Annotated in this window: 23 protein-coding genes; 15 read left to right on the plus strand and 8 right to left on the minus strand. The window is 37.6% G+C overall.

What is annotated here, in order from left to right:
- Window positions 1–56: 56 nt before the first annotated feature.
- Window positions 57–1,799, plus strand: a complete 1,743-nt coding sequence (gene narX, locus PR834_RS13320; protein WP_094962388.1) for a nitrate/nitrite two-component system sensor histidine kinase NarX — start codon at window positions 57–59, stop codon at window positions 1,797–1,799.
- Window positions 1,800–1,820: 21 nt separating this feature from the next.
- Window positions 1,821–2,477, plus strand: coding sequence for a two-component system response regulator NarL (gene narL, locus PR834_RS13325; RefSeq protein WP_004259360.1), 657 nt, complete (start codon window positions 1,821–1,823; stop codon window positions 2,475–2,477).
- Between the two features lie 12 nt (window positions 2,478–2,489).
- Here the strand turns inward: narL and PR834_RS13330 are convergent, their stop codons facing one another.
- The 7 genes from PR834_RS13330 to PR834_RS13360 all read right to left on the minus strand — a co-directional run bounded on the left by PR834_RS13330 (window position 2,490) and on the right by PR834_RS13360 (window position 11,428).
- Entirely contained in the window at window positions 2,490–3,644 is a 1,155-nt protein-coding gene (locus PR834_RS13330; RefSeq protein ID WP_272536705.1) for a CdaR family transcriptional regulator, read from the minus strand.
- A gap of 14 nt (window positions 3,645–3,658) precedes the next feature.
- Entirely contained in the window at window positions 3,659–4,822 is a 1,164-nt protein-coding gene (locus PR834_RS13335) for a glycerate kinase (protein WP_144141122.1), read from the minus strand.
- Window positions 4,823–4,855: 33 nt separating this feature from the next.
- Window positions 4,856–6,196 (minus strand): MFS transporter, encoded by a 1,341-nt coding sequence (locus tag PR834_RS13340; protein ID WP_180312157.1) that lies wholly within the window; start codon window positions 6,194–6,196, stop codon window positions 4,856–4,858.
- A 120-nt stretch (window positions 6,197–6,316) separates the two neighbouring features.
- Window positions 6,317–7,501 carry a thiolase family protein gene (locus tag PR834_RS13345; RefSeq protein ID WP_004259374.1) on the minus strand — a complete coding sequence of 395 codons (1,185 nt, stop codon included), beginning with the start codon at window positions 7,499–7,501 and terminating at the stop codon, window positions 6,317–6,319.
- A 9-nt stretch (window positions 7,502–7,510) separates the two neighbouring features.
- Window positions 7,511–8,248 (minus strand): 3-oxoacyl-ACP reductase FabG, encoded by a 738-nt coding sequence (gene fabG, locus PR834_RS13350; protein ID WP_144141124.1) that lies wholly within the window; start codon window positions 8,246–8,248, stop codon window positions 7,511–7,513.
- 26 nt (window positions 8,249–8,274) lie between these two features.
- Window positions 8,275–9,843: an acyl CoA:acetate/3-ketoacid CoA transferase gene (locus PR834_RS13355; protein WP_136134265.1), complete on the minus strand. Its 1,569-nt coding sequence runs from the start codon at window positions 9,841–9,843 to the stop codon at window positions 8,275–8,277.
- A gap of 67 nt (window positions 9,844–9,910) precedes the next feature.
- Window positions 9,911–11,428: a class I adenylate-forming enzyme family protein gene (locus PR834_RS13360; RefSeq protein ID WP_094962383.1), complete on the minus strand. Its 1,518-nt coding sequence runs from the start codon at window positions 11,426–11,428 to the stop codon at window positions 9,911–9,913.
- Between the two features lie 497 nt (window positions 11,429–11,925).
- On the opposite strand from PR834_RS13360, the gene yghU reads away from it, so the two are divergent.
- From yghU to PR834_RS13425, 13 genes are all read left to right on the plus strand, one after another.
- A complete protein-coding gene (gene yghU / locus PR834_RS13365) occupies window positions 11,926–12,765 on the plus strand; it encodes a glutathione-dependent disulfide-bond oxidoreductase (protein WP_272536706.1) in 840 nt (279 codons plus the stop codon).
- A gap of 569 nt (window positions 12,766–13,334) precedes the next feature.
- Window positions 13,335–13,601, plus strand: a complete 267-nt coding sequence (locus PR834_RS13370; protein ID WP_004259392.1) for a helix-turn-helix domain-containing protein — start codon at window positions 13,335–13,337, stop codon at window positions 13,599–13,601.
- Window positions 13,602–13,639: 38 nt separating this feature from the next.
- Window positions 13,640–13,912, plus strand: coding sequence for a helix-turn-helix domain-containing protein (locus PR834_RS13375; protein ID WP_004259395.1), 273 nt, complete (start codon window positions 13,640–13,642; stop codon window positions 13,910–13,912).
- 129 nt (window positions 13,913–14,041) lie between these two features.
- Complete coding sequence (locus PR834_RS13380) at window positions 14,042–14,578, plus strand: fimbrial protein (RefSeq protein ID WP_004259399.1); 537 nt, start codon at window positions 14,042–14,044, stop codon at window positions 14,576–14,578.
- A 167-nt stretch (window positions 14,579–14,745) separates the two neighbouring features.
- Window positions 14,746–15,183 (plus strand): fimbrial protein, encoded by a 438-nt coding sequence (locus PR834_RS13385; RefSeq protein WP_004259404.1) that lies wholly within the window; start codon window positions 14,746–14,748, stop codon window positions 15,181–15,183.
- Window positions 15,184–15,272: 89 nt separating this feature from the next.
- Window positions 15,273–17,795 carry an outer membrane usher protein gene (locus PR834_RS13390; RefSeq protein ID WP_272536707.1) on the plus strand — a complete coding sequence of 841 codons (2,523 nt, stop codon included), beginning with the start codon at window positions 15,273–15,275 and terminating at the stop codon, window positions 17,793–17,795.
- Window positions 17,796–17,984: 189 nt separating this feature from the next.
- Window positions 17,985–18,683, plus strand: coding sequence for a fimbria/pilus periplasmic chaperone (locus PR834_RS13395; RefSeq protein WP_137019378.1), 699 nt, complete (start codon window positions 17,985–17,987; stop codon window positions 18,681–18,683).
- 30 nt (window positions 18,684–18,713) lie between these two features.
- Window positions 18,714–19,316, plus strand: coding sequence for a fimbrial protein (locus tag PR834_RS13400; protein ID WP_272536708.1), 603 nt, complete (start codon window positions 18,714–18,716; stop codon window positions 19,314–19,316).
- A 9-nt stretch (window positions 19,317–19,325) separates the two neighbouring features.
- The gene (locus PR834_RS13405; protein WP_232062748.1) at window positions 19,326–19,841 is read left to right on the plus strand and encodes a fimbrial protein; all 516 of its coding nucleotides are present in this window, start codon (window positions 19,326–19,328) and stop codon (window positions 19,839–19,841) included.
- 13 nt (window positions 19,842–19,854) lie between these two features.
- Entirely contained in the window at window positions 19,855–20,337 is a 483-nt protein-coding gene (locus tag PR834_RS13410) for a fimbrial protein (protein ID WP_232062749.1), read from the plus strand.
- Window positions 20,337–20,852 carry a fimbrial protein gene (locus tag PR834_RS13415; protein WP_164565578.1) on the plus strand — a complete coding sequence of 172 codons (516 nt, stop codon included), beginning with the start codon at window positions 20,337–20,339 and terminating at the stop codon, window positions 20,850–20,852. The genes PR834_RS13410 and PR834_RS13415 overlap by 1 nt, the downstream gene beginning before the upstream one ends.
- 8 nt (window positions 20,853–20,860) lie before the next feature.
- Window positions 20,861–21,394: a fimbrial protein gene (locus PR834_RS13420; protein WP_262960846.1), complete on the plus strand. Its 534-nt coding sequence runs from the start codon at window positions 20,861–20,863 to the stop codon at window positions 21,392–21,394.
- Between the two features lie 39 nt (window positions 21,395–21,433).
- Window positions 21,434–22,279, plus strand: coding sequence for a hypothetical protein (locus PR834_RS13425; RefSeq protein ID WP_164565580.1), 846 nt, complete (start codon window positions 21,434–21,436; stop codon window positions 22,277–22,279).
- A 145-nt stretch (window positions 22,280–22,424) separates the two neighbouring features.
- Here PR834_RS13425 and PR834_RS13430 read toward each other — a convergent pair whose 3' ends face one another.
- Window positions 22,425–24,155, minus strand: a complete 1,731-nt coding sequence (locus tag PR834_RS13430) for a lysophospholipid acyltransferase family protein (protein WP_262960847.1) — start codon at window positions 24,153–24,155, stop codon at window positions 22,425–22,427.
- Window positions 24,156–24,161 lie beyond the last annotated feature (6 nt).

Consider the following 24,161-nt stretch of genomic DNA (forward strand, 5'->3'; position numbering starts at 1 on the left):
CAATATCTACGTTATCAAAAATAATAAATAAACGTATAGAGTAGAAAGGATCATTTATGTCTATTGCTTATCACCGATTTTCAATCATTAACCAAGTTATTGGTTTAATGCTATTGATTGCCGTACTCGGTATTATTGGCATGACAATTTCAAATAGTATGATTATTAGTGTGCAAGGAAATGCACATGCAATAAATAAATCAGGCTCATTGCGGATGCAAAGTTATCATTTACTTTCATTAGTACCACTCAACCAATATTCTGACGTATATGTTAGTGAGCTTGAAAAAAATTTATTAAGCAATGAACTAACACAAGTTGTCGATATAGAAGATTTAAATCCGCAATTTGCTGAGCTTTATCAATATTGGGTTACAGAATTAAAACCTGCTCTTAACCATGCAGTTTCTCCTAATGATGCACGTCTCGCGGTCGTTACCTTTGTTAATAAACTCGATGCATTAGTTCGTAATATTGATGAAAAAACAGAACGAAAAATAACCTATGTAGCAATCACTCAAATGGTATTTATTGGCCTCGTTTCATTGCTACTTATTTTTGCTATCTGCCATTTTAGAAAGAAAATTTATACACCTTGGCTTAAGTTACTTCATATGGTGAACGCGATTAGTCACCAAGACTTTAGTCAGCGCTTTCCTGTAGGCAAAAAACAAGATGAGCTAAATTCACTGGGCCATACGTTAAATCAAATGTCGGATGAGCTCGCACAGAGTTACCATCAATTAGAATCTCGAGTTATCGAAAAAACCGCCGATCTGCAAAAGAAAAATAAAGTATTACTCTATTTATACCAATCTAATCGAACCCTACATGCCATTGGGCCACTATCAATAAGGTTAGAAAAAGTGTTATTTGAGCTTAAAAGCTTAATCCCACTGCAAAATATTAGATTGAGGCTATACGAAGAAAACAATGATGCCTGCTTTCATGAAATTCATTGTCCAGAAAACGAGGAGCACTCTCTCAAGTCACCCAAGATGGCTGAACACCTTAAAGTAATATCATGGGAGATTTCTGATAATTTACAGCGTTATGGCATGATTTTAGCTGAAATGGATATAAATCAGCCATTATCTGAAGAACAAAATAATTTAGTGCTGATGCTAGTTAAACAAATCGCTGGAATGCTAGCGATGGAGCACCAATTAGAGCAACAACAGCAGTTACTGATTATGGATGAACGATCGGCGATTGCGAGAGAATTGCATGATTCCATCGCACAATCATTATCTTGCCTCAAAATGCAAATTAGTTATCTGCAAATGCAACCTAAAACATTGCCAACTAAGCACCAAGAACTATTAAACGAAATGCGCAATGAAATAAATTCCGCTTATAGTCAATTACGTGAGCTTTTAACAACCTTCAGACTAAAATTAACTGAACCAGGCCTATTCCCTGCCTTAGAAAGCACAATCCAAGAATTCAGTCAGCGCCTTGGTTTTCAAATTGGATTAAATTACCAAATTCCAGCCAAAAGCCTCTCTCCACATCAATCTATTCATATTATCCAGATAATCCGAGAAGCTTTAAGCAATATTCTCAAACATGCTAATGCGAACTGGTCACAAGTCTCATTAATCGAAAATAACGGATTAATCACCATGACAATAGAAGATAATGGGGAAGGTATTCAGCCTCAGCCAACAAAAAATAACCATTATGGATTGATTATTATGAGAGAAAGAGCGCTAAGCCTAAATGGGAAATATCAAATTTCCCCAAGAGTTCAGGGTGGCACTATTGTTAATGTCGTATTTCCACTGACTGTGGCTTAATTAAATTGGAGTAACTCACTAATGAAAAATGAAAATAAACTGACTGGGCAATCTACCATTTTACTGATTGATGACCACCCGATGCTACGTAATGGTGTTAAACAATTAATTAGTTTAGAACCCACATTAAAGGTAATTGGTGAAGCAGACGATGGAATAACGGGTATTAAAATTGCGGAAGAACAAGACCCAGATTTAATCCTATTAGATCTCAATATGCCTAGTATGAATGGCTTTGAAGTACTCGATAATTTACGTAACCGCGAACTTTCGGGCCGTATTATCTTATTTACGGTGTCCAATTATGGCGAAGACTTAATTAATGCGTTAAAACGAGGTGCTGATGGCTATTTACTCAAAGACATGGAGCCTGAAAAATTAATTATTGCATTAAAAGAAGCCGCAAGTGGTAAAATGGTCGTTAGCCCAACGCTCGCTTCCATTTTAGCTGAATCTTTAAGAGATAACCGAGCCCCTACAGAGCATAATCTATCAGCACTAACCCCAAGAGAAACCCATATCTTAGATTTAATCTCACAGGGGCTATCAAATAAGATGATTGCGAATAAATTACAAATCACAGAGAGCACCGTCAAAGTCCATGTCAAACACTTACTAAAGAAACTTAATTTAAAATCGCGCGTTGAAGCCGCTATTTGGGTTTTACAACAAAAGTAATGATACGGCTCCTTAACTTAATGCATCGAGCCATGGCTGTTGTTTTGGGTAACGTCGACGGTAGCCATGCATCGCAACAGATAACTGAATGAGATCCGTAAACCTTGTCGGGTCCAAACTGGTTTGCTTTTTAATTTGTTGTAACCGATAACTTAATGTATTTCTGTGAATGCCTAATTGCTGCGCGGTGCTACCTATTTCACCATTTTGCGATAAAAACAGCTCAAGGGTTTCAAGCAAAATATCGCCCGAATCATGCAACAATATTTTATGGCAAATATCTAAAAAGAAATTAAATAGATAGCTATTTTCCAATTCATTAAAGAGGCATAAAGATGCCATTTCTTTAAATAAAAAGACTTGTTTATCGGGAACCGTTAGCCGTCCAACTTCAATAACTGAACGTGCAAAATGTACTGCATCCCTCACATGTTCTTGCGTATCTGCCTGAACACCAACACCAATATAATATTGGCTAAGCTGGCTATCTAGAATGAAATGAAGATTAGAAATAAACGATTCATTTTGATAATGCGTTGATGGGAATAGCATCAAAATTTCGCGGCTATTGAGTAATAACACATTACTTTTTTCCATAGCTGATAATTCAGTAATGATTGTATCGAGTATTTCAGGGCGGTACTGAATAGCTTCAATATTAATAATCACAGGAATAGTCGGTAAAGTGAACGCAAAACCGGAATTATGCAATTTTAGTAATGCACTGCGCCCCTGTGCTGGCGTTGTGCTTTCTATAAACTGGACAAATAGCATGTCACGCAAACGATGCTGCCAGTTAATACTACGCCGCTCAATTTCTTGTTGAATTAGCAGCTCAGCCGTCAGTATAGCGAGCTCGGCATAACGCTGGATCACAACAGGGTCACCACTCACGCCAATCACTAATTCCACTTTATCAGCCACAACAATCGGATGGTTTATCCCCGGCGCCACATTCGAATAAGCTCGTGCTTCATTTTCATTATAGATGGTGATCCGTTTGCCGCAGCGGATCACTTCCACTGCGGCTTCATGGGTTTCACCAATACGCTTTTTTTCACCTGAAGCGATAATCACGCCCTGACTATTAATCACATTGACGTTGTGATGGATAATTCCCATTGCACGCGTGACAATATCATTGGCTAGTTTTTCAGTCAGTAGCATATTACCGCCTCACTTTAGGGTTTTATTTGCGTATTCGGATTTGCGAGTACGGTACGCAGCAAATTTTCTGCTGTATCTGCCAAATAACGTTCACCATTTGTCATGGCTTGCTCAAGGGAAACTGGCCCCGGACAAAGCGACCACATTGCGGTAATGCCATGTTGGAATAAGATACGGCTATCTTCACTATACCCCCCACAAAGCGCAATGACAGGCACACCATAATGACTGGCCATACGAGCCACTCCCACAGGAGCCTTACCATTCGCACTTTGACTGTCAAGCCGCCCCTCTCCTACAATGACTAAATCCGCTTGTTGAATATAAGATTTTGCGCCAAGGAGTCCCAAAACGAGATCGATTCCTTTTTCGAGCTTTGCCGAAACAAACCAACGAAGCCCCGCACCTAATCCACCCGCTGCACCACTGCCAGCCTCCAGTGAAACATCTTTTCCCGTTATTGCTGACATTAATTTCACATAGTGAGCCATCCCAATTTCAAGCTGGTCAAGTGTGGCTTGGTCGGCCCCCTTTTGGGGACCATAAACATAAGTCGCACCATTTTTGCCTAATAAAGGGTTTTCAACATCGCAAGAGACATTAAATTCAACCTTAGCGGCTCGCGAGTCAAATTTATCAAAATCAATCTTTGCAATATTAATGAGGTCTTTTCCGCAAATTGGCGTCTCAATAAGCTGAGAATTTTTATCGTAAAACTGAGCACCCAATGCTTGAGCAAACCCTGCACCACCATCATTAGTTGCACTTCCTCCTATCCCGATAACAATACGAGAACAACCCATATCGAGTGCATGCTTGACCATTTCACCCAAGCCATAAGTTGAGGCATTTTCAACTCGACGATGCTCACGTTGAACGAGTTCCAGCCCACAACATTGCGCCATTTCGATAAAAGCGGTTTTTCCCTCCAATACTAATAACCCTGCATCAACCTTACTACCATAAGGCCCAGTACAGCTAAAAATGTAAGGTGTTACACCAGAAAGCGCGGGGCTATTCTCCAGTGACTCCAACAAACCTTCTCCGCCATCAGATATGGGTAATAACGTCATATCTAACTCAGAGGATACACGCTTGAAACCCTCAGCAACGGCTTGGCATGCTAACCTTGCAGAACAACTTCCTTTAAAGGAATCAAGTGCGATAACAATTTTCATGCAGACTTTCCTATTGTAAATGGCGATGTTGAATTATTTGCTTTCCACTGAAGTCGATACTTGTAATGGCTCAGCTTCGCTCATACCGTTAGTATTCACTCGTGACGCAATAATAGTTCCGATAACTAGCAAACCGACACCAAACCATAATCCAGAAGTGGCTGTTCCTGTATAATCTTCAAAAAAGCCAAGAATGAACGGGCCAAGGAAGCCGCCAAACAGCCCTAAGCAGTTCAATAGTGCCAAACTTCCCGCTAACATGCTGCCACTCATATAAGTCGGAGGAAGCGAGAAAATAATCGATTGAACCACAAAAAACATAAATGCCGTTAAGCAAAAGCCAATTAAACCGACAACTGGGCCACCCAGTGCACCAATCACTAACCCTACGGCCATTACTGCATAACCTGAAATTAAAATACGTGATGAACGACGCGGTGTATTGGCTTTTCTCGCGACAAAAATGCCACCAATTGCGGCTGAAATCCATGGAATCGCTGTTAATAAGCCAATTTGAATAGGTGTTAATTTGCCATATTCACCGATAATAGTCGGTAAAAAATAACTTAAACCATAGACCGAGAACTGGTGAGTAAAATAGATAGCAACAATCATCATAAAGGCTTTATTCTTAAATGCCGCCTTGAGTGAGAATTTACTGTTATTCACACTAATACTGTTTTTGTCTTGATCATGTTTATATTTAATATAATTCCGATCATCTTCATCTAACCATTTTGCATCTTCTGGTTTATTCGGCAACACGAACCACACAACAAATGCTAGGATAACTGCTGGCAAGCCTTCAATAACAAACATCCATTGCCAACCATGGAAGCCTAATAAGCCATCCATACTCAGCAATAAACCACTCAGCGGCGCCCCAATAATATTTGCAAGACAAACCCCAAGTAAAAATAACCCTGTTGCTTTAGCCCGTTCTTCTTGGCTAAACCAATATGTCATATATAGAATAACCCCAGGATATAAGCCCGCTTCAGCCGCTCCCAGTAATAACCGCAAGATATAAAAAGAAGTCGGCCCCGTCACAAACGCCATCGCCGCAGATAATAACCCCCAAGTGATCATGATCCGCGTGATCCAAAAACGCGCGCCTACTTTCTCCATTATCAAATTACTTGGGATCTCAAGAATCGAGTAGGTTAAGAAAAAAAGCCCCGCACCAATACCAAACGCGGTTGCAGATAATCCTAAATCAATCGACATCGCATTTTTTGCCATGCCAATATTTGTTCGGTCAATAAAGCTAATAATGTACGCTAAAATCAACAACGGCATCAGGTTACGGTATATCTTTGCGTTGGTTTTTTTCCCCTGAGCCACATAATCTAACTTTGCATTTGTAGAAAACATAGATAAGATCCTCATGTTGTAGTGAAACAGGTACGGCTCTTGGCAATAAGTGACATACCTGTTGTTTTACTTCAGCAACAGCCCGACGCCCCACGTCGGGCTTTCTGCTTGCAGCTTTTCTTATTCTCTTTCGAACAACATTGATATCCCTTGACCACCACCGATACACATAGTCACTAACCCGGTAGTAACCTGACGGCGTTCCATTTCATACATTAACTTCACAGGTAAAATAGCCCCACTGGCACCCACTGGATGACCCAGAGCAATTGCCCCACCATTCACATTCACTTTAGTGCTATCAAGAGACAAATCATTCATAACTGCAATGGCTTGTGCAGCAAATGCTTCATTTAGCTCAATTAAATCAATGTCTTTTACATCCATTTTGAGCTTTTCCATTAATCGACGGGTTGCTGGCGCGGGTCCAAAGCCCATAATGGCCGCTTCACAACCTGCTACAGCCCAATCAACCACTTTCATTCTTGGCTTCAGACCACGTTTTTCCGCTTCTTCACGACGCATCATCACTAATGCCGCAGCACCATCATTGATACCTGAAGAGTTTGCTGCCGTAATCACGCCATCAGCTTTAAATGCAGGGCGCAATTTTGCTAATTTTTCACGTGGTGTATCACGCGGATGTTCATCGGTATCAAAAATACGTGTACCTTTACGGCCTTCGGGTATTTCTACTGGTAATATTTGGTCAGAAAAATAACCGGCTTGAATCGCTTTTAACGCTTTTTGCTGGCTATCCCATGCAAAATCATCCATTTCTTCACGGGTAATATTGAACTGCTCTGCAACATTTTCTGCCGTCATTCCGTTGTGATAAGGGCCTTCTGGCCAAGTTAGGATGGACGTTAACCCATCTTCCAGTACATCATTTCCCATGCGATAGCCATAGCGCGCTTTGCGTAAGTAGTACGGCAGCATTGTCATATTTTCAGTACCACACGCCACCACAACATCTGATTGGCCGGTCTGCAACAACATCATGCCATCGGCTAACGCTTGTAGCCCTGAACCACATTGGCGGTTAACAGAATAAGCGGTGGTTTCTTTTGGTAACCCTGCTCGCAGTTGGCAAATACGAGCGATAAAACCACTTTCTGCGATTTGCCCAACATTACCCACAATGACTTCATCAACATCTTCGGGAGCAATTCCAGCTCTTTTCACGGCTTCACGGATAACCACCGCCCCGAGGTCATGTTGATGCGTATTTGCAAAACTTCCCCCCATCGTGCCAATTGCCGTTCTCACACCACTCACAATGACAATATCATTCGCTTGTTTCATTATTTCCCCCTATAACACCATTCCGCCGCCAACATTGATTACTTCGCCATTGATATAACGCGCTTTATCAGAGGCTAAAAATGCAACACATTGGCCAACATCGCGCGGATCTCCTGCAAAACCCGCAGGTATCTTGCTGATCATGATGTCCCACACTTTTTCAGGCACACCACGGGTCATATCCGTATCAATAAACCCTGGGCAAATCGCATTGACTGTGACCCCTTTACGGGCTAGTTCACGGCAAGCCGTTTTAGTCAGGCCAATAACCCCGGCTTTGGATGCAGCATAGTTGGCTTGCCCAACATTCCCAAGCCAACTCGCCGATGAAATATTGACAATTCGGCCGCTTTCTTGCTCACGCATTAACTTTGCCGCCTCTTGCATGCAGTTAAATGTCCCTTTCAGATTGATATCAATCACTTTGTCCCAATCATCTTCCGTTAACTTATGCAGCATGCCATCTCGGTTGATCCCCGCATTATTCACCAGTACATCAATCGCCCCAAAATGTGATAACGCTTTAGAAAATAAGGCATTCACCTCTTCACGTTTAGCTATATCGCAAGGAATAAAAATGGCTTGATGACCTTGCTCTTGTAGCTGTTTTGCACTTTCTTCACCTGATGACATGGCTAAATCAGAAATAACGACTTTTGCCCCTTCTTCCGCAAGTACCTGAGCAATCGCAAAACCAATACCTCTTGCAGAACCCGTCACAATAGCGACTTTATCTTTTACTAACATGGATAAATTCCTCTTTAATATTGAAACTATAAATACGAAACCAGTCCAAAAGGCGCTTCTTCAAATAATGAAGAAGACATCACTTTCAAATCAGGAGAAATTTCAGGTACGAAGTCCATATGGGCAAGAATGTCACGCTCTAGGTCAATACCGGGGGCAATTTCAACCAGTACCGGGGTTTTTCCCCCTAAAGTGAACACCGCACGTTCCGTGACAAAATGCATGGTTTGGTTAATATTTCGCGCGACATCCGCATTCCATGAAATTTGCCGTACTTGGTTAACTAACTTTCTAATATCCCCTTCCCGCACAATATTTAATTGCCCATTTTCACAACGAATATCTAACCCTTTTGCTGTGAACGTTGAGCAAAACACTACGTGTCGAGCATTTTGGGTAATATCAATAAACCCACCTGCACCAGGGCAAATATTGCCTAACAACGTCGCATTGACATGGCCACTGGCATCCATTTCCCCTGCGCCCATATAAGTGATATCAACGCCTGCACCGTTGTAGTACAACATTTGGTCTTGGTGACTAATCATCGCTGACAAGTTACGACCTATACCAAAATCAATACCGCCTGCTTGGACGCCCCCCCAAATCCCTGACTCCACGGTGATATCGACGCGCTTGGTTGCATTTTCTTCCTGAATAATTGAGCCAATAACATCGTTTGGAATACCCGTTCCTAAGTTAATCACGCAGTTTTCGTATAGATAACGACATGCAATTCGCCCAATCAATTTGCGAATGTCTAAAGGTAATGGCGTAGTTTGTTGGATAGGCGTGCGAATATCACCGCATAGCGTTGGGTCAAAAAACCAGCTCGAAGACTGGCGATGGTCTTCTTCAGGGTTATCACACACGACAATGTGGTCAATAAAGCTCGCGGGAACAGTGACACGCTTGGGATGTAAAGTCCCTTCTTCAACGCAATATTTCACTTGTGCAATCACTTTGGCACCAAAGCGTTTAGCCGCCAGTACCGCATGCAAGACCTCTAGGGCCATGGCCTCTTCATCGGTGGTGAGGTTGCCTTTACTATCAGCGTGAGTTCCTCTGATCACCACCACATCTAAGGGAATTTCTGGATACCATAACCATTCTTCCCCTTTGAAATTCACTTTTTCAACCAAAGGGGAAAGTACCAACGTTTTAGCGTTCATCCTACCGCCTTCAAGGTCAGGGTCGATAAATGTTCCTAACCCTACTTTGGATAAGCGCCCCGGTAAGCCCGCGGCCATTGCACCATATAAATGCACCATTTGCCCTTGAGGGAGGCAATATGCTTCAACTTGGTTGTCATTAATCATTTGCATCCATCGAGGTGCTAGCCCCCAATGGGAACCAATAATCCGTTTCACCATCCCTTCATGGGCAAAGTGTTGATTCCCTCGAATACGGTTACATTGCCCAGCTGCGTGAACCAGTGTTAATTGATTTGGTGTACCCTCGGATAAAAAGCGTTGCTCAATTGCTGATAAAATAGATTCAGCAGCACTGGTTAATGTCATTCCCACAGTACAAATTGTATCGCCATTATTAATTAATTTAGCGGCATCTTGTTTAGAAATAAATTTATTATTCATGATAAAACCTACCTGAAGGCTAATATTTCATAGCCCCTTTTTGATTAATTAAAAACTAATTTATATTTTAGTTATTTAAAGAGTAATATCGTAATTTCAAATCTTTCTTGCTTATTTTCCCATTCCAAGTTCTAGGGAAATTACGCGTAAACATAATTCTTACTGGAACTTTATACGTTGGCACCCTATCTTTTAACCACTCAATAATTTCTTTACTGGTTAAACACACTTGATTCTCAGGAATAATAAATGCAATGGGTTCTTCACCATAAATTGTGCTTTCAATTGGAATAACAGCGACCTCATTAACTCCTGGATAATTAGAAATTAAATCCTCGACTTCAATAGAATATATTTTTTCACCACCACGGTTAATCATATCTTTAATTCTATCTTGAATATAAAGAAAACCATCATTATCCATATAGCCAATATCCCCTGTGAAAAACCAACCATCATTAAATGATGTGGTATTCGCAGGACTATCCGGCCAATAACGTTGGATAACAACATCCCCCTTAACCCAAATATTACCTGTGCAGTTCGCGGGAAGATTTTCACCTTTATCATTACGTATGGTCACCTGTAACCCAGGGACTGGTGTACCAGAGCTAGACTTCTTATCGCTATAACGAATATCTTCACGAAATACAGTTGCTGGTGAAGAGGTTTCAGTCAAACCATAAATAGAATGAATGGATGTTTTAGCAAATATATAAGAAAGCTCTTTAATCGTACCTTCATTTAAATGCCCTGCACCACAAGCAATCATTTTTAATGAATTAAATCTTTCTAGGTTAATGCTTTTATTTTCTTTTATTTTCTGAATTAACAATATAAATACTGTTGGAGAACCATGTAAAAATGTTATTTTTTCTTTTGCAATTGTTGAAATAATATCTTTTGCATTGAATTTTTTATGAAGATAAATCGTCCCACCAATATGGATAAATAACGCCAAAATAGCAGAGAGGCCAGTAATATGATAAATCGGCACTGCTAAAATTGTTTTATCGTGTTCAGATAACTTTAATGTTTCCTGATAGGCATATACTGCAGACAATATATTTTTATGCGTGATCACCGCACCTTTTGGCGCCCCTGTTGTACCCGAGGTAAATATTATAACAGCAGGGTCTTCTTCATTAACTTGGTTAATAAAATTAATTTCATCAGTGAATATTACATTACGCCACTGAGAAAGACTCATCCCTTTTGCACTGAGCTGTGCTAACCATGGTTGATATGTATCATCCCAAAAAACAGCATCTGCATTAATACAAGACAAATGCTCTTTACCTTCAAACTCTTTCATTTTGGTACTCAAAGGAATTACCTGAATACCCAGACCTACCGCGGCATAAAATAATTGGCAAAACTCAATCGTATTTCCCCAGCCAAGTACAATTCGATCGCCTTTTTTCAACTGCACTGCAGTAGTTAACCAATACATTGTTTTATTTACTTTTTCAAGTAATTGGTGATAACTCCAACTTTGCTCTTCAAATACAATCGCAACAGCGTCTGGCTGCACTTTTGCTCTCTGTAATAAGCTTTGGTAGATGTTTGAATTTGGCGCAAGCATGGACACACTCCGATACACCTGAATATGACTGATATGCTATCAATATATAAAATACACTCCGATAAATTAGTGCCAATCTTCACAAATTATTCACACCCTTTTTTTATTTGAATTAGTGATCTGCACAATTCGCTTGTTAACAAATTTTTAACTTAAGTCTCATTTTAAGCTCTGGTTTTTATTGCAAATGAACATATTTACCTTTTGTTATTATCAAGCCATCCCAAAAAACATATAAATTCCTATGAATAGCTCGGTCATCATTGTGCGTATATACAATTACTCATAAACCCAAAAATAGTTTAGAACTAATAATTAACTCTTTCGTTTATCCCCTATGTGTTCTTGCACTCTGTGCTATTTATCCTACCCACCAAAGCAAATATGATAAAAACAGTGGAGAATTCACGACAGATTGCTACAGTGGGGGGCCTTTATAATTAAAGAATTGATGAGAAAATAATCGCCACCTTTGAAAATGGTTAAGGAGATAACTCATGGCAAACACCCCCTATATTCCCCCGAGAGTCTGGCAATGGGAGCAAGGTAATGGCGGAAAGTTCGCCAATATTAATCGCCCAATTTCTGGTGCAACTCACGAAAAATCTTTACCTATAGGTAAGCACCCACTACAGCTATATTCATTAGGAACTCCCAACGGACAAAAAGTCACTATCATGTTAGAGGAGCTATTAGCCCTTGGCATTAAAGAGGCTGAATACGACGCTTGGTTAATTAATATTGGTGAAGGCGACCAATTTAGTTCGGGTTTTGTTGAAATTAACCCTAACTCAAAAATCCCGGCGTTAGTCGACAGAAGCGGTAAAGAGCCTATCCGAGTATTTGAATCGGGTTCCATTCTGACCTATTTAGCTGAAAAATTTTCTGCTTTTTTACCCACAACTCAACCAGAACGTGCTGAAACCTTATCATGGCTATTCTGGCAAATGGGTTCAGCACCTTTTGCAGGTGGCGGTTTTGGGCATTTTTATGCCTACGCCCCTGAAAAATTTGAATACCCTATTAACCGCTTTGCGATGGAAACTAAACGTCAATTAGATGTATTAGACAAGCGTTTAGCAGAACACAAATATGTCGCAGGCGAGAACTATAGTATTGCAGATATCGCTATCTGGCCATGGTATGGCGCTTTAGTGAAAGGTTGGCTTTATGATGCTGCAGAATTTTTATCTGTCCATGAATATAAAAATGTTATTCGTTGGGCTGATGAAATCTATGCACGCCCAGCGGTACAGCGCGGCCGCCGTGTTAATCGCCTACAAGGTGACCCCGCACAGCAAGTACGCGAACGCCACGATGCGAGTGATATAAGTTAAGTCATAAGTTTATTACCTTTATTAATACTGAGATTGATCGGTTTTAAGTCTCAGTATTCCCCTAAAATCAAACATCCTTGGTTAAGGTCACAACTGCTTAAATAAAATATCCCCATTAAAATTAAAATATCTAAATACAAAAGTAAAAAATCATATTTAGACCGTCTTATTTATACAATTAGCACTAATTCTATTAGTACACCACCAAAATAAACATTCCAAAATGGACAAAAATATCTTAATAAATACAAATTTCGCGACTACTTTAGTGAGAATAATCTTATATTGATATTTTATTTCAAATAAAATTATATTAACAATATGTTATAAAAATAACCATTCAATTAATAATGTTTCTTATTTTTATTTAAGATTCAAGCCATTAAACAAGTCATTATTAGAGTACTACTTATTTAGCTTGTAATTAGATACATATATTGTAATTAATCGATTTTATCGATTTAACATACTGATTATTTATATTTAGAAAATACCCCTATCAAGTGTAGCCTATACTCACAAATTAAACAGCTATCCAAAAATTGAAACTTAAATCGGTATCCTAATAAATGAAGGACTCTATTTTTACTTGCTTAACTGTTTTAGAAAACAAAAAAAACATTACAAACATAGTTGCCAAGAACATTGGTAAAAAAATTAAACTGCTAAGATCAGAATATCGCTTAAGTGGGTCTGATTTAGCCAGAATTATAGGTATATCTCAACAACAATTATCACGTTACGAAAATGGTCTTAGTGACATATCAACATCTAAAATCATGTTGATATCCGTATATTTTAAAGTAGATGTTTGTTATTTCTTTAAAAAAGATTAACTCATTATATTTTTATCTCTCATATTAAGGTAGTGCGAATGAATGATGAAGAAAATGTAAATATAAAATTAGGCTATTTAATAAAAAAATTAAGAAAGAAAAAAGGAATTAGTGGAGCTGAATTAGCAAAAAAACTAAATGTAAGTCAACAACAAGTATCAAGATATGAACGAGGAGCAACAAAACTAAGTTTTGAAAAATTAATCGAATTAACAATTTATCTTGATCTGGATTTATCTAAATTAAAATCAGAAATTGAAAAAAAAGAAGTTTATATATCAATGACTCAAGAGAATTATTTTAATCTTTAATGGCAGATAACACTGTTATTAATTAATAACAATTAACTCTGATTGTTATTAATTAATCTCACTATGAAATTAACATAATGAGATTAACAATAATCATATTTATATATTTAACCGTAAAGGAAAAGATTGATGAAAATTAAAAGTATTGCAATGGCAACTTTATTAGTTTTAGGTGGTGCTTCTGCTGCGAATGCCGCTGACCAAGGCCACGGTAAAGTCACGTTTAAAGGTGCTATTATTGAAGCACCATGTTCAATTGCACCAGAAAGTATTGACCAAACGATTGAATTAGGCCAAATCTCTAATATGGCTTTAGCCGATGGCGGAAAATCATCACCTAAAACATTTGATATCGCACTGCAAAACTGTAACGTTAGCAGCTTAACTAAAGGTGTTCAATTAACCTTTACTGGTGCATCCGCATCATTTGATGAAGATAGTAAAACCTTAGGTATCGTTGGTACAGGTAGTGGTGCTGGAGTTCAAATTACTAGTGGTAATGGCGAAATTGTTACTATTAACACAGCTACACCATTCCAACAAATTCAAGATGGTAGCAATACATTACAATTCTCTGCATATTTAAAAGGTAATGGTGGTGATGTTTCAACTATCACTGCGGGTGAATTCAGTTCTGTAGCAGATTTCACTTTATCATACGAGTAAAATTAGCAACCTTCTAATTTCAACCTAAAAACACACGGATAGGTTTTTAGGTTCATTAAATATAATAATAGAGCGAATATATGCTATATAAATTTTCATGGTTGACATTCATTCTATTATTAGAAACTAGTTTGTCATCATATTGTTCGGCTGAATCATTAATCACAATGAATGGAAGTATTATTGAAACTGCCTGTTCTATTGATATAAACAGCAAAGATCAAACCATTGAAATGGGAAGCTTATCTATATCTCAAATTACTCGAGATGGTCAAAGCAATGCAAGAACTTTTTCAATTAAATTAATTAACTGCGTACTTGAGAGACCTGAATCAAAAAAACCAAACTGGCAATATTTTACAATAACATTTGATGGAGTTCATAATGGTAGTTTGTTTACTACCAATGGGCAAGCTGAAGGGATTGGTATTGAAATTAGCAGTACTAGTGGTGAAGTAGTATATCCAGGAAAGGCAATGTCATCACAAGAATTAACTGATGGCACTCGTAATTTAAATTACAAACTACGAATAAAAAGAAATAATAAATCTTTAAAATCAGGCAATTATTTTGGTCTAATAAAATACAAATTAGATTATGAGTGATATAAAAAACAACTCTATCCACATGAACATTTTTCTAAATAGGAGATACTTTCTCTTATTATAAATGAGTTTGAATAAGGTCAAGTATTATGGCGCATCATAAAATCCATATTAAATTATCATCAGTTAGTCGATTATATATATTAGCTAGCATGATAACTATTATCTGTAATACCGGATTTGCCGCTGCTAACATAGAATTTAATACGGATATTTTAGATATAAATGATCGCGCTAATATTGTTCTAAGCCGTTTCTCTAAAACTGGTTATTTCATGCCAGGGGAATACACTTTTAGCATTCATGTAAACAAAAATATATTATCTGAACAAAGTGTTTTTTATTATAACTCAGATGAAGATATTGATGACAGTAAAGTATGTTTAGATCCAAGCTTAGTTGAGAAATTTGGACTAAAGCCCAAAATAATATCATCGCTGGTCTGGTGGCATAATGACTCCTGTTTAGATTTAAACAGCTTATCTGGAGCAACTACAAAAGCCGATTTATCGACATCAACACTCTATATTAATATTCCTCAAGCCTATTTAGAATATACGGCAGATAATTGGGATCCACCCACTCGTTGGGAAGATGGTATATCGGGTGCTTTATTTGACTACAATCTGAACGCGCAAGTAAATCAACAAATACGTAGTCACCAAAGTACGAGCTATACCACCAATGGTAACGGTGTGGTAGGAATGAATTTAGGTGCATGGAGATTCAGAGCTGATTGGCAATCACGATTTGAGAAGCACCCATCTTCTGAGTCAACCCATTCTTTTGATTGGAATCGTTTTTACATTTTTCGAGATATTAAATCATTAGGTGCCAAACTAACATTCGGTGAATCTTACTTAGCCTCCGATATTTTCGATAGCTTTAGATTCACAGGACTCAGTTTAATTACTGATATTAATATGTTACCACCCAATTTGAGGGGATATGCACCTGAAGTTACTGGGGTGGCAAATAGTAATGCAACCGTCATTATTAGTCAGCAAGGTCGTACTATTTACCAAACTCAAGTCGCTGCTGGCCCTTTTCGCATTCAAGACCTTAATGATGCTTTATCGGGTGAATTAGATGTAAGGGTAGAGGAACAAAATGGTAAAACGCAAACTTTTACAGTGAACACCTCAAGTATTCCCTATCTTACTCGCCCAGGGCAAGTTCGTTATAAATTTGCAGCAGGACGGCCTAGTGATTCCAATCATCGTGTTAATGGTGATAGTTTCGCTAGTGGTGAGTATTCATGGGGGATTAATAATGGTTGGTCCCTATATAGCGGTATGATTGCTTCACAAAAATATCTCTCAACGACTTTGGGAATTGGTCGCGATCTAATGCGGTTTGGGGCTCTTTCATTTGATGTGACAAGAACACATGCAAAAATTAAAGAAATCACTTCAAATAATGAAACTAATTATAAAGGTAATTCTTATAGATTGAGCTATTCAAAACGTTTTGAAGATTATAATAGCCAAATTACCTTTGCTGGCTATCGTTTTTCAGAAAAAGATTTTATGAGTATGTCTGAATATCTCGATGCCAAAATAAGTGGCGTTCGACAATATAATAGCAAAGAAATGTATACCATTTCTTATAACCAGCAGTTTAGCGGCAGTGGACTAAGCACATATTTAAATTTTTACCATCAGACATATTGGAATCAACCTGACAATAATCGCTATAGTTTATCATTAGCAAAGTATTTAGATCTCGGAAAATTTAAAAACTTAAGTGTTAACTTAACCGCATTCCGTAATAACTATCGAAATATAAATGATGATGGGGTTTATATTGCGTTATCTATGCCTTGGGGTGAAACCTCTACAGTGAGCTTTAACAGTAACTGGGATAAAAGTAATACAACACAGAATGTAAATTATTATGACCGTATTAATGAGCGTAGCAATTACCAAATTAATACTGGGATCACACAGTCGGGAGCAATTCTTGGTGGGTACTATACACATCAAGGCGATATGGCTCAGTTTAATGCAAATGCAACATACCAACAGAATCGTTACCGTTCTGCCGGACTATCATTGCAAGGTGGATTGACGGCAACGCAACATGGGGTTGTACTCCATAGAAGTAACCAACTCGGCGCTTCGCGCGTTTTTGTTGATACCAATGGTGTAGCGAATATTCCTTTGCGTGGTAATGGAATTGTGACACGGTCAAATTATTTTGGTAAGGCTGTTGTTGCTGATGTTAATAGTTATTACCGTAGTAATATCAATGTGGATTTGAATCTTTTGCCTAGTAACGCAGAGGTTACCCATTCTGTAAAGCAAGGAACATTAACAGAGGGTGCTATTGGTTATCGCCAATTTGATGTTATAGCGGGTAGTAGTGCAATGGCAAATATCCGCTTATCGGATAATAATGCACCTCCATTTGGTGCCATTGTATTAAATACACGTAAACAGCAAGTTGGAATAATTAGTGATGAAGGCAGTGTTTATTTGTCAGGCTTAAATCCTAAAGAAAAATTGAGTGTTTTTTGGGATGATGAAATACAGTGCAATATAACATTGCCAGATAGCGTTTCATCAGAAATAAATCTAGCAAACACATTACTGCTACCATGTGTGAAATAACACTTTACTAATATTTTTAGAAAATTATTAATATTAATTATTTAAATCAAAAAAAATGATGAACATCATCAAGTTAAACTTAAAGAGATTATATCGTTTATGAATAAGTTAAATGTAAGTAAAAAGGATACCTATCCTACCCCAAAATTGGTTAATAGTTCTAAAATTATATTAGCAACAGTTTTTTTAATGAATATGTCAACAGCAAATGCAGCTATTTCATTAGATCGTACTCGAGCAATCATTAATGGCAATGATAAATCTATTAGCTTAAATATTAGTAATGAAAATAAAACATTACCTTATCTTGCTCAAGGCTGGATTGAAAATGTACAGGGTGAAAAAATTAATGAGCCATTCACCGTATTACCTCCGGTTCAACGTGTTGAACCTGGTGATAAAAGCCAAATAAGAATTCAACCATTAGCTAACGTAGCAAAATTACCACAAGATATTGAATCAGTATATTATTTTAATTTACGTGAGATTCCACCGAGAAGTGATAAAGCAAATACTTTACAACTTGCATTACAAACGCGAATAAAGCTTTTTTATAGACCAACATCTATCATTCCAACTAAGAATGATATCGATAATCCATGGCAAGAAAAATTAGTTTTAAAACAGCAAGGGGGTAAATATATTGCATTTAATCCAACGCCTTATTATATAACCATTATTGATGCGGCAACAAAAATTAAAGGGGATACGGTAAAAGGCTTCGAGCCGATTATGATCGCTCCTAAAAATAGCCAGCCATTAGGTGTCGATGTTGCTACATTAGGCAATACCCCAGTACTAACATATATCAATGACTATGGTGGCCGCCCTAATCTTAGTTTTAACTGCCAAGCAAATGAATGCAAGGTATCTCCAAGTAATAAATAATCTATTTATTAAATAGTAATAGAGGAAGGTATGAGTAAAAAAGTGAGTTATAGAGCTCCTTTAATAGGGATTATTTTCAGTACACTTGCCTTTCAGACATTAGCTACTGATATTGGCAAAGTTGATAATTGGGATGTTGATGGTGCCAATGGTGTTTTACAGGTTAAGGGGATGCTTACCGAAAGTGCATGTAGGTTAGCCATGCAATCTGCATTCCAAACAGTAGATTTGGGCACAAATAGTTCTTCAGCATTTAAATTTCTAGGGCATAAAGGCACTCCTATTCCTTTCAATATTCAATTAGAAGATTGTTTAAGGAGTGAAAGCCGCAATCACGATCAACAAGGTAACATAACTTGGAGCTCTGACATGCCTGCCGTAAGAATTCGTTTTCTTGCTGTATCAGATAATACGGATAGCAAATTAATAAAAGTAAATGGTGCTGAAGGCATCGCTCTTGAGTTAAATGATGAAAATTTTAAAACAATTAAACCAGGTGTTTTTACGAGGCCAAAACTATTATCAATGGGCAGTAATAAATTAACCTATTACATTACTCCAGTGAGAATTAATAGTCATTTTAATGCTGGTAGCTATCAAGCAAATATAAGATTCCAATTAGTCTATGACTAGGATTAAAATATGAAACCATCATATCAATACCTATTATTTAAATCGCAGGTTTTTATTAGCATTATTTTCATATTAATATGTTTTAATACAGCCAGCGCTTCAATGGCTTCTATTGGTCTAACGATTACGGTCATAGAACCCCCTAACTGTAGTTTTGTAGAAGGGAGTGCATTAAATATTGATTTTGCTGATGTCCAGCAAGATTTAATCGATGGGTCATCATATAAAAAAACGAATATTAACTACAATTTACAATGCACAAATTTATCTACTAATTTATTAAAAATGAAATTGAGTTGGACTAACTTTAGAGTTAATGGTGTTGATGCAATAAAAACGAATAGAGATAACCTTGGTATCGCCATTTATCAAGATAATAATATAGTATCCAACAATTCAAACATTCATTTTATTTATGGTGCTATGCCATCTATTTATGCCGTTCCCATAAAACCAAGTGGTTCAATGCTAAGTGACGCTGGGGATTTTAATGCAGAAATGATTATGACGATTGAATATCAATAAATTAAGAGCCAATATGAAAATTAAATTTTTATATACATTACTAGTTTTTAGTACTTTTTCTTATTCCGTTTCACTGACTGTAGGGTTTAATGGGAATCTAATTTCCACGCCTCCTGAGTGTATTTTAAATAACAGTCAAAAGTCAATGGTTCATTTTGGCGATATTTTATTAAGCAGGATTGATGGAGTAAATTATAAGCATACATTACCTTTTGAATTAACTTGTACTAATTTAGCCATGAATAACCTAGCGTTAAGTATTCAAGGTGACCCTAGTAACTTTAATAATGGCATTCTTAAGACCAGTAACCCAAAGCTAGGATTAAGCTTCTATATTAATGGCATAAAACAAGATATTAATAAAAAAATAAATTTTAACTATTTAGAATTACCATCATTAGAAGTTTCTCCAGTAAAAAATACAAACTCAAGTTTTGATGATACTGATGGTGGAGATTTCACTGCACTTGCAACACTTAATGTGGATTATCAATAATGAAAAAAAACTCAACCAATAATAAAATTCAGTATCAGATATGTTGTTTTCTTTTGATATTCTTAGCAAATATGGCTTATGCTAATTGGGGATTTGATGGTTCGTTAATTATACCGCCAAAATGCCGATTAAGTCACAGCGATCCTATCAAAGTTTCATTTGGTAAAGTCGGTGTTAATAAGGTTGATGGAATACAATATAAAAAAGAAATCCCCTATGAACTTATTTGTGATGGTGACCTAACGCAACCTTGGAATATATCATTAACATTATCTGGCGCAACCGCAGGGACAGGCTTTGATGATGCAACACTACAAGTAAAGTCTGACCAAAATGGAAATAATGTAGGCATCCAGATTCAAAAAGATGGGCAACCTATCGCTTTAAATAAAGCATTTGTGATTGACCAAGAGACATTACCCACTTTATCCGCTGTTATTGTCAAAAAAGCAGGAACTAAACTGGTTGGAGATACATTCAATGCTATTGCGACATTAACCGTTTCATTTCAATAGGAATCATAATGTTCTCGATAATAAAATTTTATATCTTGTTATTTTTAACCGTGCTTATATGTCATTCGTTACCATCGATAGCCGAGACAATTAATTTTGATGGTATATTTGTCGAAGATGCTTGTGATTTATACCCCGGAGATGAACTAATTACATTAGACTTTGGGACAATTGCAGATAAATATCTTTATTTGAATAGCCGTACTTTAAGTGAATCATTTAGTATTCGATTAATTAATTGCGATTTATCTTTAGGTCGTGAAATTAATGCTTCATTTAATGGAAATGAAAACTCGTTTTTATCTGGTTATCTTGCATTAGACCCAGTAAGCCAAGCTAATGGTATTGCAATTGGTTTAGAAACAGATACCGGAGAAAAAATCGATATAAACACAAAAAATCACACACAGAAATTGTCAGCTGGTAATAACGAAATAAGACTTAAAGCCTTTATTCAAGGAGAGCCTTCTGCATTGACAAATAAAACAATTTCATATGGAACATTTATATCAACGTTAACATTCTTTCTAGAATACAACTAAAAAATATAAAAGCTACATCTAAATTATAGGTATTCAAAAATGAAAATCTCAGCAATAATTCGCGATTATAAAGCCACAGTAATAAAAGTAATTTTTATTACTGTATTAATATTTATTTATAATATAAATGCTTATTCTATAAGTTGGGGCGCATTTACTCAAAGAAATGGTAATGATGTCACTATTCAGTGGGGATGGCAAAATGAAGATAGCAATAGTGTAATTTGCTTTAATCCATCCGGTTGTATTGTAACCGTCGGCCCATATGATTACCGGGGATCTAGCGCAGACCCCAAAACATTTGGAGGTATAAATTTACCCTATGGCATGCAACAAAAAGTCATAATCCGCAATAATGGAACAGCAGTGGATGCTTTTAATGCTTGGAAACTAAATTATGGTACCTCCAATACCCAAACGCTTATTAGTTTTTGGGGAAGTTATCCAAATACAGATTTTGCATCAGTTTGTTATGGATTCCAAGTTTTTCAAATATCAACTTGGGGGAAATCTTATGGCACTTTATTACCTAATGCTGGCTGTGGGGTAGTACCGCCATCAAACACTTCTTGTAATTTTAGCTTTCCTACAAGTATTGATCTGGGTTCCGCAGTTAGTGGCCAAAATGGCTCTTGGTCTGGAGAAGCTAGAGGCACTTTTAGCTGCACCAATATTGTTGATATAAGGGCAAGCTTATTAGCCACTCCCTATTTAAGTAATCTTCCGGTTGATATTTCAGTCAATCAAGTTTCACTGGATATCAATAATAAGAGCGTTGCTCGAGGGAAAATGGCGCCACTTAATTTTAAGGCAACTACAACAGGTAAGTTCACATCAGCAGGCAAGTTTAAGGCTAATGCAGTTATTTTGTTTTCTTTCAATTAGCAAACACATTACTAATATGAATGTTAAATAAATAAAGTACAGCAAGAATTGCTAATAATAACTTTATTAACTGATAGTTACCTATAAAAACGGAGCAGTTCCTATACCGTAATGCCCCAATAGTGTAAGAGGGCTAGTCCCCCTCTTACACTTGCCCTTTATACTCTTCTTGTGAAACCAAATGTCCCCCTATATATCTTTGATAACGTGCTGGCTTTAATTTGGTTAAATCCACCAGCACCAACCCGTCGATGCAATCGTTAAACGCGGGGTCTGTACCGAAATCCATAAACTGTACGCCGCCAGGTTCGCATAATTCGGTATATTGCTTATAAAGCGTTGGGATCGAGCAGCCAATGTTATTGAGTAAGCTTTTCAATTTAACCAAATCTTCATGGTAATTGCCCCCTGAAAATTGGGCTAATACCTGTGGCAAAGAAGCCGGGTACGGCTGATGTGACTGTGCAATGCTGTGTGGCGCTGAAAAATAGAGCCGATAAAAAGTAATCAGTAAGTCACGCGCCGCAATCGGCATTGAGCCCGAAATAGATACAGGACCAAAAAGATAACGATAGTGTGGATATTTTGCCAAATACGCGCCAATACCTAACCATAAGTAATCTAAACCCCGTTTTCCCCAATATTTGGGCTGAATAAAACTCCGACCAAGCTCAATACCTTGCGCTAATATTGGCATCATGGCTTGGTCATAGTGAAATAAGCTAGAGCTATAAATACCCTCAAGGCCTTTGGTCTCAATTTGCTTTTTAGTCGGTATAAACCGATAAGCGCCAACAATATCAAGTTCGCTTTCATCCCATAAAACCAGATGATAATAATCGTCATCATAGCTGTCTAAATCACGGCGCTTACCTGAACCTTCCCCTACCGCACGAAATGCAATTTCGCGTAATCGACCAATTTCTCGTAAGATCGGTGACCTTACCTCTTGGTTTCGGTGATAAAGGTAAATCGCTTTCCCATCAGGAGAAGTTCCTAGCCGCTCACAGGCCACTAAGGCCTTTTTTAATTCAATTCTATCTTCTGGTAAAGCAATTGGCGATTCACTGGTAAATAGCCCTTCCTTACCTTTTCCCAGCAAATAGACATGGCGGCGAAAGCGCCCTGCTAACTCATGAGCCGCCGTATGACCATCATGCCAATGAATAAATGGGATACTGCCACCAATACGAATTTTTAATCTTTTTCCTCGCTGCTTAAACATTTCCCTGACTAACATTAAAGTAGATAATGGCTTGTAAACCAGCGAAGTTAAGTAAAATAAATGGCTATTACGCCCTTGAATATGGATGGGAACGATAGAGGCTCTAGCCTTTGCGGCTAAACGCAAAAAACCTGTACGCCAGTGGCCATCACGAACCCCTTTGCGACCAAATCGAGAAACTTCCCCCGCAGGAAACACAATTAATGCCCCTTGTTTATCCAAATGCTGTTGCATGGCTTCAACTTGTTGTCGACTGGTTCGGTTATTCATATTATCCACTGAAATAAATAAGCTTTTTAGTGGTTCTATATAATTGAGAAACTGATTTGCCACTATTTTTACATCAGGACGAACGGCAGCAACCACACGTAATAATGCAAGGCCATCGAGTGAACCTATCGGATGGTTAGCAACTAAGACAACAGGTCCTTGAGTCGGAATATTTTCTAAGTCACCCTCAACCATTTCACTAGAAATATCAAAGAACTCCATGATTTGTTCAATAAGATCCAAGCCCTTTAAGTGCGGATAATCTTGAGCAAATTGGTGAAATTCCTGTTCAAACAAAAGCTTTTTTAATAAGCGACGTTTCCATTTGCCTGGTGTTTGATGAGGAAAAATATCGTGCAGCAGGGTATCGACACTAAACATAATGCT

Origin of the sequence: Providencia sp. PROV182, from assembly GCF_028480325.1 — a bacterium.
GTDB lineage: Bacteria > Pseudomonadota > Gammaproteobacteria > Enterobacterales > Enterobacteriaceae > Providencia > Providencia hangzhouensis.

Excerpts from the sequence above, each read along its gene's own strand:
- narX (WP_094962388.1), top strand. The coding sequence starts at position 57 with ATGTCTATTGCTTATCACCGATTTTCAATCATTAACCAAGTTATTGGT.
- narL (WP_004259360.1), top strand. The coding sequence starts at position 1,821 with ATGAAAAATGAAAATAAACTGACTGGGCAATCTACCATTTTACTGATT.
- PR834_RS13330 (WP_272536705.1), bottom strand. The coding sequence starts at position 3,644 with ATGCTACTGACTGAAAAACTAGCCAATGATATTGTCACGCGTGCAATG.
- PR834_RS13335 (WP_144141122.1), bottom strand. The coding sequence starts at position 4,822 with ATGAAAATTGTTATCGCACTTGATTCCTTTAAAGGAAGTTGTTCTGCA.
- PR834_RS13340 (WP_180312157.1), bottom strand. The coding sequence starts at position 6,196 with ATGTTTTCTACAAATGCAAAGTTAGATTATGTGGCTCAGGGGAAAAAA.
- PR834_RS13345 (WP_004259374.1), bottom strand. The coding sequence starts at position 7,501 with ATGAAACAAGCGAATGATATTGTCATTGTGAGTGGTGTGAGAACGGCA.
- fabG (WP_144141124.1), bottom strand. The coding sequence starts at position 8,248 with ATGTTAGTAAAAGATAAAGTCGCTATTGTGACGGGTTCTGCAAGAGGT.
- PR834_RS13355 (WP_136134265.1), bottom strand. The coding sequence starts at position 9,843 with ATGAATAATAAATTTATTTCTAAACAAGATGCCGCTAAATTAATTAAT.
- PR834_RS13360 (WP_094962383.1), bottom strand. The coding sequence starts at position 11,428 with ATGCTTGCGCCAAATTCAAACATCTACCAAAGCTTATTACAGAGAGCA.
- yghU (WP_272536706.1), top strand. The coding sequence starts at position 11,926 with ATGGCAAACACCCCCTATATTCCCCCGAGAGTCTGGCAATGGGAGCAA.
- PR834_RS13370 (WP_004259392.1), top strand. The coding sequence starts at position 13,335 with ATGAAGGACTCTATTTTTACTTGCTTAACTGTTTTAGAAAACAAAAAA.
- PR834_RS13375 (WP_004259395.1), top strand. The coding sequence starts at position 13,640 with ATGAATGATGAAGAAAATGTAAATATAAAATTAGGCTATTTAATAAAA.
- PR834_RS13380 (WP_004259399.1), top strand. The coding sequence starts at position 14,042 with ATGAAAATTAAAAGTATTGCAATGGCAACTTTATTAGTTTTAGGTGGT.
- PR834_RS13385 (WP_004259404.1), top strand. The coding sequence starts at position 14,746 with ATGAATGGAAGTATTATTGAAACTGCCTGTTCTATTGATATAAACAGC.
- PR834_RS13390 (WP_272536707.1), top strand. The coding sequence starts at position 15,273 with ATGGCGCATCATAAAATCCATATTAAATTATCATCAGTTAGTCGATTA.
- PR834_RS13395 (WP_137019378.1), top strand. The coding sequence starts at position 17,985 with ATGAATATGTCAACAGCAAATGCAGCTATTTCATTAGATCGTACTCGA.
- PR834_RS13400 (WP_272536708.1), top strand. The coding sequence starts at position 18,714 with ATGAGTAAAAAAGTGAGTTATAGAGCTCCTTTAATAGGGATTATTTTC.
- PR834_RS13405 (WP_232062748.1), top strand. The coding sequence starts at position 19,326 with ATGAAACCATCATATCAATACCTATTATTTAAATCGCAGGTTTTTATT.
- PR834_RS13410 (WP_232062749.1), top strand. The coding sequence starts at position 19,855 with ATGAAAATTAAATTTTTATATACATTACTAGTTTTTAGTACTTTTTCT.
- PR834_RS13415 (WP_164565578.1), top strand. The coding sequence starts at position 20,337 with ATGAAAAAAAACTCAACCAATAATAAAATTCAGTATCAGATATGTTGT.
- PR834_RS13420 (WP_262960846.1), top strand. The coding sequence starts at position 20,861 with ATGTTCTCGATAATAAAATTTTATATCTTGTTATTTTTAACCGTGCTT.
- PR834_RS13425 (WP_164565580.1), top strand. The coding sequence starts at position 21,434 with ATGAAAATCTCAGCAATAATTCGCGATTATAAAGCCACAGTAATAAAA.
- PR834_RS13430 (WP_262960847.1), bottom strand. The coding sequence starts at position 24,155 with ATGTTTAGTGTCGATACCCTGCTGCACGATATTTTTCCTCATCAAACA.